This window comes from Agrobacterium sp. 22-223-1, assembly GCF_053522385.1.
Window position 1 is genome coordinate 2,378,414 of record NZ_JBNWCN010000001.1, and the last position, 13,424, is coordinate 2,391,837.

A 13,424-nucleotide genomic window follows, 5' to 3' on the forward strand; every position below is an offset into this window, starting at 1 on the left:
TCTACGCGTACAGTTTAGGCAAAATTACTGCGATTCGTCACGAAAATCCCTTGCTGACGCCACCGCGAATTTGCAATGTTTACCAGCCGGTCAATTTATCCCCCATCGCCATCACAAGGCAATGGCTGTTATCTTAACCGGCAAAAAAGGGAACGGCACAAGCTTTGCTTCGATAAAAACAAAACAGGTGAGGACGACACTTCATGGCGGCGGGTAAGAACTTGACGGTCAATGGCGACCGTCTGTGGGACAGTCTGATGGATATGGCGAAGATTGGCCCCGGCATTGCCGGCGGCAATAATCGCCGCACGCTGACGGATGAGGATGCGGAAGGCCGCCGCCTGTTCCAGCGCTGGTGCGAAGCGGCGGGCCTGACGATGGGCGTCGACCGCATGGGCACCATGTTCGCCACCCGCCCCGGCGAGGACCCGGACGCGCTTCCCGTTTATATAGGCAGCCACCTCGACACCCAGCCGACCGGCGGCAAGTTCGATGGCGTGCTCGGCGTATTGGCCGGGCTGGAGGTGGTGCGCAGCCTGAATGACTTGAACATCAAAACCAAACACCCGATCACCGTCACCAACTGGTCAAACGAGGAAGGCGCGCGCTTTGCCCCGGCCATGCTGGCCTCCGGCGTCTTCGCCGGCATTCACGATCTCGATTATGCCTATGGCCGCACCGATACCGACGGCAAGACCTATGGCGAAGAGCTGAAGCGCATCGGCTGGCTGGGCGAGGAAGAGGTGGGCGCGCGCAAAATGCACGCCTATTTCGAATATCACATCGAACAGGGGCCGATCCTTGAGGCGGAAAGCAAACAGATCGGCGTCGTCACCCATTGCCAGGGCCTCTGGTGGCTGGAAGTGACGCTGACCGGCAAGGAAGCCCATACCGGCTCCACCCCGATGGCCATGCGCGTCAATGCCGGCCTTGCCGCCGCCCGCATTCTCGAAAAGGTGCAGGAGGTGGCCATGGCCCACCAGCCGGGCGCCGTCGCCGGCGTCGGCCAGATGATCTTCACACCCAATTCCCGCAACGTGCTGCCCGGCAAGGTGGTTTTCACCATCGACCTTAGAACCCCCTCACAGGCGAAACTCGACAGCATGCGCGCCATCTTCGAACGCGAGGTGCCGCAGATCGCCGAAGAACTCGGCGTCGGCTGCTCGATCGAGGCCATCGGCCATTTCGATCCCGTCACCTTCGATCCGGTTCTGGTCGGCCGCGTGCGCTCTGCCGCCGAAAAACTCGGCTACAGCCACATGGACATCATCTCCGGCGCCGGCCACGATGCCTGCTGGACGGCACGGGTCGCCCCCTCCACCATGATCTTCTGCCCCTGCGTAGACGGGCTTTCCCACAACGAGGCCGAGGAAATTTCGCCAGAATGGGCCGCAGCCGGTTGCGATGTGCTGCTGCATGCGGTGCTGGAGACTGCGGAGATCGTGGAATAACGATGGACCTAGGCACCATAATCGCAGGAATGACTCTTCTGTCAGGCGTTCTGGCGTTCTTCTACAAGAAGGATGGCGCTGTAGACAAAGTTGGTGGCGTGGGCGTTCTACTGATTATGCTCATTATAGTAACTGGTAGCGTCAACATCTTCATCAGCCGGGAAACGGCCTATCAGGCAGATCAGGCGAAGAGGGAGACGGAAACGCTCAAAACTGAAAACCGACGAGCGCAAACCACCATTCAGCTACAGTATCTGGATATAGAAAAGCCTTTTGACGGCGGACATATCTCCTTCTCGGTCTTCGAGAAAAGCGACGACTTTCCTGACAGGCAAGCGCACCCACTCGGAGAGCAAAACCTGATCATATTCCGTAACCCAGCGAATGATGGCCCAATCGGCAAACTATGGTTGGATGCGGCAGACATGGGGTTTACGAGCGCGGAACTGGTAAAGGAGAAAGGCAGAATAAAAGTCACGCAGGAAGGCTCAAAGCGAGGAACATTCGTCTACGATCTCGAAGAAGGAAACAACTGCGCGATGGCCGGAGAATGCCCGAAACAATTCGGGCGGGACGATTATCTCTTCTTTACAGAGGCACTGGCCGGGATCGACGGTGATTTTCATATCGGATTGAACATTCCGGACTTCGTCGAGCAACCTGCCCTAATGTCGGTTTCAAAAATTCTACAAAACCCGGTGATCGGTTATTTCAAGACAAACGTTGAGTATAAAATTAATGTTGAAAAATTTGAGAAATATTATTCGGATAATATAAATGGGAAAATCTACCTCACGCAGTCCAACGCCAAAAACTCTTCTCTTGCCAATTGCAAGAGAACAGCCACACTTCCTATTAAAATCGAGAAAATCGAAAAAACCGAACAAGATATAGATGCAGCCTGCGCGGGATCAGGAACATGCTTCCGGATGATTCATGAGAGTAATTTTACAATAAACGCTTGTCAGATCTCAGAATTCTAGCAGGGAACGGGCCTATGAAGAGCACACTCGTCAAAAACGGCACCATCGTCACCGCCGACCTCACCTACAAGGCCGATGTGAAGATCGAAGGCGGCAGGATCACTGAGATCGGGCCCGATCTGACGGGCGGCACGGTACTCGACGCCACCGGATGTTACGTCATGCCCGGCGGTATCGATCCGCATGTGCATCTGGAAATGCCCTTCATGGGCACCTATTCCGCCGATGACTTCGAGAGCGGCACGCGCGCGGCGCTTGCCGGCGGCACCACTATGGTGGTGGATTTCTGCCTGCCGGAGCCCGGCCAGTCGCTTCTCGATGCCCTGCAAAGATGGGACAACAAGGCGACGCGGGCCAATTGCGATTATTCCTTCCACATGGCCGTCACCTGGTGGGGCGAGCAAGTCTTCAACGAGATGAAGACGGTGGTGCGGGAAAAAGGCATCAACTCCTTCAAGCACTTCATGGCCTATAAGGGCGCTTTGATGGTGAATGACGACGAGATGTTCGCCTCCTTCTCGCGCTGCGCCGAACTGGGCGCCATTCCCTTCGTGCATGCGGAAAACGGCGATATCGTCGCGCAGATGCAGGAAAAACTGATGGCGGAAGGCAATGTCGGGCCGGAGGCGCATGCCTACTCCCGCCCGCCCTCGGTGGAAGGCGAGGCCACCAACCGCGCCATCATCATCGCCGATATGGCGGGCGCCCCGCTTTACGTCGTCCACACCTCCTGCGAACAGGCGCATGAAGCGATCCGCCGCGCCCGGCAAAACGGCATGCGGGTCTATGGCGAACCGCTGATCCAGCATCTGATCCTCGACGAAAGCGAATATGCCAATGCCGACTGGGATCATGCCGCCCGCCGGGTGATGTCGCCGCCCTTCCGCAACCGGCAGCATCAGGACAGCCTCTGGGCGGGTCTCGCTTCCGGCTCGCTGCAATGTGTGGCGACCGACCATTGCGCCTTCACCACCGAGCAGAAACGTTTCGGCCTTGGCGATTTCCGCAGGATTCCGAACGGCACCGGCGGGCTGGAAGATCGCATGCCGCTGCTCTGGACCCATGGCGTGGCGACCGGCCGGCTGACGATGAACGAATTCGTCGCCGTCACCTCCACCAACATCGCCAAGATTCTCAACATCTATCCCAGAAAGGGCGCGATCCTCGTCGGCAGCGATGCCGATATCGTCGTCTGGGATCCGGCGCTAGAAAAGACCATCAGCGCGGCGAGCCAGCAATCGGCCATCGATTACAACGTGTTCGAAGGCCAGAAGGTCAAAGGCCTGCCGCGCTACACCCTGTCGCGCGGTCTCGTCAGCATCGAGGAGGCCACCATCGAAACGCAGCCAGGCCACGGCCAGTTCATCGCCCGCGATCCCTATCCCGCCGTCAGCCGGGCGCTTTCCACCTGGAAGGAACTCGTCGCGCCGCGCAAGGTGGAGCGCAGCGGCATCCCGGCATCGGGTGTATGACCGTGAGCGCCGGGCCGAAACGCGAAATCGTCATCGCCGCAGCCGTTCTCATCAATGAGCGGCGGCAGATGCTTGTCGTGCGCAAGCGCGGCACCACGCAATTCATGCAGCCGGGCGGCAAGATCGATCCGGGCGAAACGCCGGAACAGGCGCTTCACCGCGAACTTGCCGAGGAAATCGGCCTGACGCTGCCCGAAAATGCCGCCCGTTATGAAGGCGTCTTTCGCGAGGAGGCCGCCAATGAGACGGGGGCCGACGTCGTCGCCCATACATTCATCGCCAGACTTCAGACAGAGGTCGCCCCGCAGGCGGAAATAGAGGAAGTGCGCTGGCTCGATCTCGACCGCCACCCCGGCATAACGATCGCAAGGCTCACGGAAACCCAAATGCTGCCGCTGGCGCGCGCGGCCCTGACGGAAAGCGAAACCAAGCCCAGATGAACCAGGCCTCCCCCTATTCCGTCGTTTCCGCCAGAAATCTCGGCCTCACCTTCGAAACGGGCGATGGCCCGGTGCACGCACTCTCCAATGTCGATCTGGAGGTCGGCAAGGGCGATTTCGTCTCCTTCATCGGCCCTTCCGGCTGCGGCAAGACCACCTTTCTACGGGTCATCGCCGATCTTGAAAAACACACGTCGGGCGATATCACCGTCAACGGCACGACGCCGGAAAACGCCCGCCGGGACCGCTCCTACGGTTACGTTTTTCAGGCCGCCGCCCTTTATCCATGGCGCAGCATCGAAAAGAACATTGCGCTACCGCTCGAAATCATGGGCTATACCAAGGCCGAGCAGCGCGAGCGCATCGAGCGCACGCTCGATCTCGTCAACCTCAACGGTTTCGGCAAGAAATATCCATGGCAGCTTTCCGGCGGCATGCAGCAGCGCGCCTCCATCGCCCGCGCGCTCGCCTTCGATGCCGACCTGCTGTTGATGGACGAGCCCTTCGGCGCGCTGGACGAGATCGTTCGCGATCACCTCAACGAACAGCTTCTGAAACTCTGGGATACGACCGGCAAGACCATCTGCTTCGTCACCCATTCCATTCCCGAAGCGGTGTATCTTTCGACCAAGATCGTCGTCATGTCGCCCCGGCCAGGCCGGGTGACGGATGTGATCACATCCACCCTTCCACGGGAAAGGCCGCTCGAGATTCGCGAGACGCCGGAATTTCTGGCGATTGCGCATCGGGTGCGTGAGGGGTTGAAGGCGGGGCATAGCTATGAGGGGTGAGGCTGGAAAAGACGCCGTTGCGGCAAGCGTTACCCCCCTCTGCCCTGCCGGGCATCTCCCCCACAAGGGGGGAGATCGACCTGCGGCGAGGTATCGCCCATCTCGAGGCTTGAGGGCAAAACGGCGAGCGAGCCTCCTGCTGATCTCCCCCCTTGAGGGGGAGATGCCCGGCAGGGCAGAGGGGGGTAAGCCGCACCCTCGCAGTGAGCGACGGAGCAAAAACCCATGACCCTCCTCCGCCACCGCATCCTCCCCATCCTCACCGTCCTCCTCGCCATCCTCATCCTCTGGCACCTTGCGGTCGTCTACCTCAACATGCCCTTCGCCCGCGACCAGGCCATCCGCGCCGGGCAGACGCCGGGCTTCTTCGAACTCCTGCCGCAAACCTTCGCCCAGGAGCGCCCGGTTCTCCCCGCCCCGCACCAGATTGCCGCCGAACTGTGGGACACCACGGTCAAGAAGGCCATCACCTCCAAACGCAGCCTCATCTATCACGCCGGCGTCACGCTCTCGGCCACCCTGCTCGGTTTCGCCATCGGTGCGGTACTCGGCATCCTGCTTGCCGTCGCCATCGTGCATAACCGCGCCATGGACCGCTCCGTCATGCCGTGGATCATCGCCAGCCAGACCATACCCATCCTCGCCGTCGCGCCAATGATCATCGTCGTCCTGAATTCCATCGGCATTTCCGGGCTGCTGCCGAAGGCGCTGATCTCCACCTATCTTTCCTTCTTCCCCATCGTCGTCGGCATGGTGAAGGGTCTCAGAAGCCCAGAGACGATCCAGCTCGACCTGATGCACACCTATAACGCCTCGCCCGGCCAGATATTCTGGAAGCTGCGCTGGCCCGCAGCGCTGCCCTATCTCTTCACCTCGCTGAAGATCGCCGTTGCCATTGCGCTGGTCGGCGCCATCGTCGGTGAATTGCCGACGGGCGCTGTTGCCGGGCTCGGCGCGCGCCTGCTTTCCGGCTCCTATTACGGCCAGACGGTGCAGATATGGGCGGCGCTGTTCATGGCCGCCGGTGTGGCTGCCCTTCTCGTATCCATCATCGGCATCGCCCATGCCGCCGTCCTCAAGAGAATGGGAGCCCGGCCATGACCCATCCCGGCTGGTTTTTCGGCGCGATCCTGTTCTGGCTTGCCGCCTGGGCCTTCAACGAATGGCTGGTGCGCCGCCACGTCTCCACGCCAGCGGCAAAACGTATCGGCCGCATCGCCGTGCCGCTCCTCTTCGGGCTGGCGATCCTCGCGCTCTGGGAAGGCGTGGTGCGCGGTTTTTCCGTGCCGCCCATCCTGCTGCCGGCCCCAAGCGCCATCCTCGCACGGCTCGCCGGCTCCCTGCCGATCCTCTGGGCCGATTTCCGCCAGACCTTCATCAAATCGGTACTGACGGGTTATGTGCTCGGCTGCGGCCTCGGCTTTGCCGTCGCCATCCTCATCGACCGCTCGCCTTTCCTCCAGCGCGGGCTGCTGCCCATCGGCAATTTCGTCTCGGCTCTGCCGGTCGTCGGCGTAGCACCGATCATGGTCATGTGGTTCGGCTTCGACTGGCAGTCGAAAGTCGCCGTCGTCGTCATCATGACCTTCTTCCCCATGCTGGTGAACACGGTGCAGGGGCTTGCCGCTTCCAGCCACATGGAACGCGACCTGATGCGCACCTATGCCGCCGGCTGGTGGCAGACATTGGTGAAACTGCGCCTGCCCGCCGCCTGGCCCTTCATCTTCAACGCGCTGAAGATCAATTCCACGCTGGCGCTGATCGGCGCCATCGTCGCGGAATTTTTCGGCACGCCCATCGTCGGCATGGGTTTCCGCATCTCGGCGGAAATGGGCCGCAGCAATGTCGATATGGTCTGGGCCGAAATCGCGGTCGCCGCGCTCGCCGGCTCCGGCTTTTATGGTCTCGTGGCGCTCGCGGAGCGGGCCGTCACTTTCTGGCATCCGTCCGTCCGTGGGGGACGTACGTAATAACGAAAAAGGGAACAGCGATGAAAATGAAACTTGCATCCATGCTTCTTGCCGGCGCGTCACTTCTGACCGCATTCGGAGCGCAGGCCGCCGACAAGATCACCCTTCAACTCAAATGGGTCACCCAGGCGCAGTTCGCCGGATATTACGTCGCCAAGGACAAGGGTTTCTATGAAGCCGAAGGCCTCGATGTCGACATCAAGCCCGGCGGCCCGGACATTGCGCCGGCACAGGTTCTGGCCGGCGGCGGCGCTGACGTCATCGTCGACTGGATGCCATCCGCACTCGCCACCCGCGAAAAAGGCGTGCCGCTGGTCAATATCGCCCAGCCGTTCAAATCATCAGGCATGATGCTGACCTGCCTGAAAGAAACCGGCATCACCAAGCCGGAGGATTTCAAGGGCAAGACGCTGGGCGTCTGGTTCTTCGGCAATGAATATCCGTTCCTGTCCTGGATGGCGCACCTGAAAATCCCGACCACCGGCGGGGCGGACGGCGTGACTGTTCTCAAACAGGGCTTCAATGTCGATCCGCTGCTGCAGAAACAGGCCGCCTGCATTTCCACCATGACCTATAATGAATATTGGCAGGTCATCGATGCCGGCATCAAGCCGGAGGAACTCGTCACCTTCAAATACGAGGCGGAAGGCGTGGCGACGCTGGAAGACGGGCTTTACGTTCTGGAAGACAAGCTGAAGGACGCCAAGTTCAAGGAAGACATGGTCAAATTCGTCCGCGCTTCCATGAAGGGCTGGAAATGGGCGGAAGAAAACCCTGACGACGCCGCCGATATCGTTCTCGAAAACGACGCCTCCGGCGCCCAGACCGAAAAACACCAGAAGCGCATGATGGGCGAAGTGGCAAAACTGACCGCCGGCTCGAAGGGCGCACTCGACAAGGCGGACTATGACCGCACGGTCAAGACGCTGCTGGGCGGCGGTTCCGACCCGGTCATCACCAAGGAGCCCTCCGGCGCCTTCACCACCGAAATCACCGATGCGGCGCTGAAATAGCCGGACCGACCGCCAAATCACCGAACGCGCGGTATTTCCGCGCGTTTGGATTCACAAAGAAATTTAAGACCTCTCCTCCGTCATGCCGGACTAGATCCGGCATCCAGCCACGGCGTGTCTGCGCCGTTATAAGAGTCTCTCGCGATCAAGGACTTGATCGCGCTGGACCCCGGATCTAGTCCGGGGTGACGGTATGCGGATGATACGTTTTGCCAAAACGCACAGATTTTGCGAAACTTTACGAACAATGCGAACATGCAGCCGGCCGGACACTCCATTGGTAACCCATTTGACGAATTACAATATCCCGACCTATACAAAAATGTATATCAACCATCGCGGCTATGCGGATTGATTTGTACGACAACAAGAATTACAGTCCCGCCCACAAGACTGCCAAATTTGATCTTGTAAAATAAGCACAGGGCAAAGGTGCTTAAGATTCGCGTTGAGGGGCGTTTGAATCGGGAGGATCGAAAAGGAAGTATTGTGATCCCTTGTTTCACATTCGCTATCGCATGACCTTTTAAAAATGAGCCCTGGGGCTGCAGGACATGCGATCGGATATTGCGCGAGCCAAGACACATGCAGCATAAAGTCACGTTTAACCGCTTTGTATTCCTTCTTCTTTCCGCAACGGCGCTTCCCCTCTCCGCAGCCGCCGAGGGAGAGGCGCAGGCGCCGGTCAAACAGCAGAACCTGCCTTCCATCATCGTCGCCCATGCGGCAAAACGCGATCTCGTGGACCGCATCATCGCCACCGGCACGATCCGTCCCGTGGACGAGATCTACGTCCAGCCGCTGGTCGACGGCCTGTCGATCGACACGCTGAACGCCGATATCGGCGACCGGGTGGAAGCGAATGCGGTTCTGGCCGTGCTTTCCTCCGACAGCCTCGTGCTGCAAAAGAGCCAGCTTGAGGCCAACCAGGCCAAGGCCGAAGCCTCCGTCACCCAGTCGAAGGCGCAGGTGCTGGAAGCGCAAGCCAATCTCAATGACGCCCTTCGCCAGCGCGACCGCGCCGCCAAGCTCGGCCAGAGCGGCTCCGGCTCCGTCTCCGAGACGGAAAAGACCGAAGCGGCCGCTCAGGTGGCGCAGGCCCGCCTCGATGCGGCCAAACAGGCCGTTTCCGCCGGCGAAGCCGACATCAAGGTCGTCGACGCGCAGATCGACGATATCGATCTGAAGCTGACGCGCACCGGCGTGAAAACCCCGGTCGCCGGCATCGTATCCGCCAAGAACGCCAAGGTTGGCGCAATCGCCAGCGGTGCGGGCAATCCGCTGTTCACCGTCATCAAGGATGGCGCGATAGAACTCGTCGCCGATCTCTCCGAGACCGATATCCAGAAGGTCAAGGCAGGCCAGAAAGCCTATTTGACGGTTGCCGGCGGAGCTGAGAAAATAGAGGGCAAGGTGCGCCTCGTTTCACCCACCGTCGACCCGACGACGCGCCTCGGCTCCGTGCATGTGGTTCTGCCGACCGACAGCCCGGCGCGTTCCGGCATGTATGCCAGCGCGGCGATCATCGTCGAGGAGACGAATGCGCTCGCTTTGCCGCTGTCGGCCGTCACCTCCGGGCGTGAAGGCTCGACCACCCGCAAGGTGGAAGGCGACGTCGTCAAGCAGGTGAAGATCGAGACCGGCATCGAAGACGGCGGTTTTATCGAGATTGTCAGCGGTCTTGCCGCTGGAGACAAGGTTGTCGAGAAAGCTGGAGCATTCGTGCGCGATGGTGACCGGATAAGACCGGTGGAAGCCCAGACGGCTGCGTCCAACTGACTGAGGGAATGAGATGAACTTTTCCGCATGGTCAATCCGTAACCCGATTGCGCCGCTGCTCGGCTTCGCGCTTTTGATGATCCTCGGCATGCAGGCGTTCAACACCCTGCCCATCACCCGTTTTCCGAATATCGACGTTCCCGTCGTGGCCGTTACCGTGACCCAGAGCGGCGCTTCGCCGTCTGAGCTGGAAATGCAGGTGACGAAGGAGATCGAGGACGCCGTCGCAGCCATCAGCGGCGTCGACGAAATCCAGTCCACCGTGGTCGACGGACAGTCGACGACAACAGTTGTCTTCCGCATCGAAAAGCCGACGGAAGAGGCGGTTCAGGACACCAAGGACGCCATCGACAAGATCCGCAGCGATCTGCCCGCCGATATCGAAGTGCCCGTCGTCAGCAAGATCGACGTCGAGGGACAGGCGATCCAGACCTTTGCCGTCTCTTCGCCCAACATGACGCTGGAAGAACTGTCCTGGTTCGTGGATGACACGATCAAGCGTTCGCTCCAGGGCCAGTCCGGCATCGGCAAGGTTGACCGCTACGGCGGTGCGGACCGCGAAGTTCGCGTGTCACTGAGCCCCGAAAAGCTCGACGCCTATGGCATCACCGCAACCGAGGTGAACAGCCAGCTGCGCGGCACCAATATCGATCTCGGTTCCGGCCGCGGCCAGGTCGGCGGCAACGAGCAGACCATCCGCACGCTCGGCGACACGCGCGATGTGAGCCAGCTCGCCAACACCACGATTGCGCTTTCCAACGGCCGCTTCGTCAAGCTCTCCGAGCTCGGCACGGTCACCGACACCTATCAGGAACAGAAATCCTTCTCGCGCTTCAACGGCAACCCCGCCGTCACCTTCGCGGTGTTCCGCTCCAAGGGCGCGAGCGAGGTCTCGGTCGCCGAAACCGTGGCGGCAAGCCTCGATGAGGTGCGCAAGAATCATCCGGATGTGTCGATCGAAATGGTCGATGACGCCGTCTATTTCACCTATGGCAACTACAAGGCCGCACTTGATACGCTGATCGAAGGCGCGATCCTCGCCGTCATCGTCGTCCTGCTCTTCCTGCGCAACTGGCGCGCAACCCTGATTGCCGCCGTGGCGCTGCCGCTTTCCGCGATCCCGACCTTCTGGATCATGGATATCATGGGCTTCTCGCTCAACCTCGTCAGCTTTCTGGCCTTGACGCTCGCCACGGGTATTCTCGTGGACGACGCCATCGTGGAAATCGAGAACATCGCCCGCCATATCAAGATGGGCAAGACGCCCTATCGGGCGGCGCTGGAAGCGGCCGATGAAATCGGCCTTGCCGTCATCGCCACCAGCTTCACCATCATCGCGGTCTTCGTGCCGGTGTCGTTCATGCCCGGTATTCCCGGCCAGTACTTCATTCAGTTCGGCCTCACCGTCGCCTTCTCGGTGTTCTTCTCGCTCGCCGTGGCCCGTCTCATCACACCCTTGATGGCGGCCTATCTGATGCGCGCTGAAGATGCGATGGACGATCACCAGGACAATGACAGCCGGTTGATGAAGGCCTATACGCGCATGGTGACCGCCACCACCCGCAAATGGTGGGCGCGATATCTGACAATGCTCGGCGCCATCGGCTTCCTCGTCGCTTCCGTCATTCTGCTCGCCGGCGTTCCGGGCAGCTTCCTGCCGCCGGACGACGCCTCACGCGTGACGCTTTCGGTGGAACTGCCGCCCAATGCGACGCTCGACGAAACCGACCGCACGACGACGCAGATTTATCATGCCCTGCGTGACATCAACGGCGTCGAAAGCGTCTTCATCCTCGGCGGCGCTTCGCCGAAGGGCGATCTGGAACTTCGCCGCGCCACCGTCAACGTCATCCTCCAGAAAATCGACCATTCGTTGCTGAAGGTGCTGGTCAACAAGGGGCTGGGCTCCATTCCGCTCATCGGCCAATATCTTCCGAAGGTGGAGGAAAAGGGTCGCACACGTCCGCAATGGGATGTGGAACGGGATATTTTCGCACAGGTGCGCGGCATTCCGGATGTCCGCATCATCAAGCTGAACGACCGCGCGGAACGCGAGCTCTCCTTCAACTTCCTCTCGACGAACGAGAAGGATCTGAACGATGCCGTCGGTATTCTCGAAAGCCGCCTGCGCGCCTCGCCCATCCTTGCCAATGTCAGCTCGGAAGGTGCATTGCCCCGCCCCGAACTGCAGATCCGCCCGCGCAAGGATGAAATCGCCCGTCTCGGCATCACGCCGCAGCAGATTTCGCAGACCGTGCGTGTCGCCACCATCGGCGATATCGATGCGCAGCTGACGAAGATTTCGCTGGATGACCGGCAGATTCCGATCCGCGTGCAGGCCTCGCTCGATACCCGCCGCGATCTCGCCACCATCCGCGCGCTGAAGATCAAGACCGCCTCCGGTTCGCTGGTGCCGCTCTATAGCGTTGCCGATATCGACTATTCGGAAGGTCCAAGCTCGATAAAGCGCAACGACCGCAACCGCGTCGTCTCCATCGGCTCCGACGTTCCCTTCGGCACCGCGCTCGACACCTCCACGGCCGAATTCAAGCGCATCGTTTCGGAAACCGATCTGCCGGCAAGCGTTCGCCTTGCCGAAAGCGGCGACGCCAAGGTGCAGGGCGAAATGCAGCAGGGCTTCGTCAACGCCATGCTGCTCGGTCTGATGCTGGTGCTGGTGGTGCTCATCCTGCTGTTCAAGGATGTCATCCAGCCCTTCACCATCCTGTTCTCGCTGCCGCTTGCCATCGGCGGCGTGGCGGTCGCGCTCATCATCACGCAGAACGCGCTGTCCATGCCCGTTCTCATCGGCATCCTGATGCTGATGGGCATCGTGACGAAGAACGCCATCCTGCTCGTGGACTTCGCCATCGAAATGCGCCGCCATGGCATGGAACGGGTGCATGCCATGGTGGAGGCCGGCCGCAAGCGCGCCCGCCCGATCATCATGACCTCCATCGCCATGTCGGCGGGCATGTTGCCCTCCGCACTCGGCGTCGGCGAAGGCGGTTCGTTCCGCGCGCCGATGGCGATTGCGGTGATCGGCGGCATCATCGTCTCCACGGTGCTGTCGCTCATCGTGGTGCCGGCCTTCTTCCTCATCATGGACGACCTGTCGCGCCTGCTCGCCCACCTCTTCGGCCGCTTCGTCGGCAAGAAGGAAGAGGAGGAAGAGGCCCTCTCCAACGAGAAACTCTCGGAGATCGCCCGCGAAAACAGCCTGGCGCTCTCCTCGCTGGAGGCGCGCGTCGCCAGCATGGAAAAGGGCACCGGCGACAAGGCCGCGGACAAGGGCAGCAACATATTGCGGCTGCCGCCGCTTGCTGCGGAGTGAAGCTTGCAGAATAACGATTGAGACGCCGGGCCCTGTGCCCGGCGTTTTCTTTTGGGGTGTTTAAAGGGCAAAACGTCGCCGCTTCTTTCTTCTCCCCGAGGGGGAGAAGGTGGCCCGAAGGGTCGGATGAGGGGGCACCTTCTCCGAACATCTCAACCCTCGCCCCCTCATCCCGCTGCCGCGACCTTCTC

General features: G+C 60.5%; 10 protein-coding genes. All 10 read left to right on the forward strand.

All coding sequences use genetic code 11. The features are described from left to right. Positions 1-203: 203 nt before the first annotated feature. The 10 genes from ACQZ60_RS11775 to ACQZ60_RS11820 all read left to right on the forward strand — a co-directional run bounded on the left by ACQZ60_RS11775 (position 204) and on the right by ACQZ60_RS11820 (position 13,233). Positions 204-1,451 (forward strand): Zn-dependent hydrolase, encoded by a 1,248-nt coding sequence (locus ACQZ60_RS11775; RefSeq protein WP_003520583.1) that lies wholly within the window; start codon positions 204-206, stop codon positions 1,449-1,451. 2 nt (positions 1,452-1,453) lie between these two features. Then, the gene (locus tag ACQZ60_RS11780) at positions 1,454-2,434 is read left to right on the forward strand and encodes a hypothetical protein (protein ID WP_448735276.1); all 981 of its coding nucleotides are present in this window, start codon (positions 1,454-1,456) and stop codon (positions 2,432-2,434) included. Positions 2,435-2,448: 14 nt separating this feature from the next. After that, positions 2,449-3,906 carry a dihydropyrimidinase gene (gene hydA / locus ACQZ60_RS11785; RefSeq protein WP_448735277.1) on the forward strand — a complete coding sequence of 486 codons (1,458 nt, stop codon included), beginning with the start codon at positions 2,449-2,451 and terminating at the stop codon, positions 3,904-3,906. After that, positions 3,903-4,346, forward strand: a complete 444-nt coding sequence (locus ACQZ60_RS11790; RefSeq protein WP_448735278.1) for an NUDIX hydrolase — start codon at positions 3,903-3,905, stop codon at positions 4,344-4,346. The genes hydA and ACQZ60_RS11790 overlap by 4 nt, the downstream gene beginning before the upstream one ends. Then, on the forward strand, positions 4,343-5,137 hold the full coding sequence (locus ACQZ60_RS11795; RefSeq protein WP_003520586.1) for an ABC transporter ATP-binding protein: 795 nt from the start codon (positions 4,343-4,345) through the stop codon (positions 5,135-5,137). Before ACQZ60_RS11790 ends, ACQZ60_RS11795 begins: the two co-directional genes overlap by 4 nt. Positions 5,138-5,362: 225 nt before the next feature. Continuing rightward, positions 5,363-6,238, forward strand: a complete 876-nt coding sequence (locus ACQZ60_RS11800; RefSeq protein ID WP_448735279.1) for an ABC transporter permease — start codon at positions 5,363-5,365, stop codon at positions 6,236-6,238. Beyond that, positions 6,235-7,107 carry an ABC transporter permease gene (locus ACQZ60_RS11805; protein WP_137003920.1) on the forward strand — a complete coding sequence of 291 codons (873 nt, stop codon included), beginning with the start codon at positions 6,235-6,237 and terminating at the stop codon, positions 7,105-7,107. The genes ACQZ60_RS11800 and ACQZ60_RS11805 overlap by 4 nt, the downstream gene beginning before the upstream one ends. A gap of 20 nt (positions 7,108-7,127) precedes the next feature. Next, a complete protein-coding gene (locus tag ACQZ60_RS11810) occupies positions 7,128-8,120 on the forward strand; it encodes an ABC transporter substrate-binding protein (protein WP_080835737.1) in 993 nt (330 codons plus the stop codon). 585 nt (positions 8,121-8,705) lie between these two features. Beyond that, entirely contained in the window at positions 8,706-9,899 is a 1,194-nt protein-coding gene (locus ACQZ60_RS11815) for an efflux RND transporter periplasmic adaptor subunit (protein WP_448735280.1), read from the forward strand. Between the two features lie 13 nt (positions 9,900-9,912). Further along, on the forward strand, positions 9,913-13,233 hold the full coding sequence (locus tag ACQZ60_RS11820) for an efflux RND transporter permease subunit (protein WP_448735281.1): 3,321 nt from the start codon (positions 9,913-9,915) through the stop codon (positions 13,231-13,233). Positions 13,234-13,424: the final 191 nt, after the last annotated feature.

Bases quoted from the DNA above. Each gene is read 5' to 3' on its own strand.
- ACQZ60_RS11815 (WP_448735280.1), top strand. From the start codon at position 8,706: ATGCAGCATAAAGTCACGTTTAACCGCTTTGTATTCCTTCTTCTTTCC.
- ACQZ60_RS11795 (WP_003520586.1), top strand. From the start codon at position 4,343: ATGAACCAGGCCTCCCCCTATTCCGTCGTTTCCGCCAGAAATCTCGGC.
- ACQZ60_RS11800 (WP_448735279.1), top strand. From the start codon at position 5,363: ATGACCCTCCTCCGCCACCGCATCCTCCCCATCCTCACCGTCCTCCTC.
- ACQZ60_RS11810 (WP_080835737.1), top strand. From the start codon at position 7,128: ATGAAAATGAAACTTGCATCCATGCTTCTTGCCGGCGCGTCACTTCTG.
- ACQZ60_RS11805 (WP_137003920.1), top strand. From the start codon at position 6,235: ATGACCCATCCCGGCTGGTTTTTCGGCGCGATCCTGTTCTGGCTTGCC.
- ACQZ60_RS11820 (WP_448735281.1), top strand. From the start codon at position 9,913: ATGAACTTTTCCGCATGGTCAATCCGTAACCCGATTGCGCCGCTGCTC.
- ACQZ60_RS11790 (WP_448735278.1), top strand. From the start codon at position 3,903: ATGACCGTGAGCGCCGGGCCGAAACGCGAAATCGTCATCGCCGCAGCC.
- ACQZ60_RS11780 (WP_448735276.1), top strand. From the start codon at position 1,454: ATGGACCTAGGCACCATAATCGCAGGAATGACTCTTCTGTCAGGCGTT.
- hydA (WP_448735277.1), top strand. From the start codon at position 2,449: ATGAAGAGCACACTCGTCAAAAACGGCACCATCGTCACCGCCGACCTC.
- ACQZ60_RS11775 (WP_003520583.1), top strand. From the start codon at position 204: ATGGCGGCGGGTAAGAACTTGACGGTCAATGGCGACCGTCTGTGGGAC.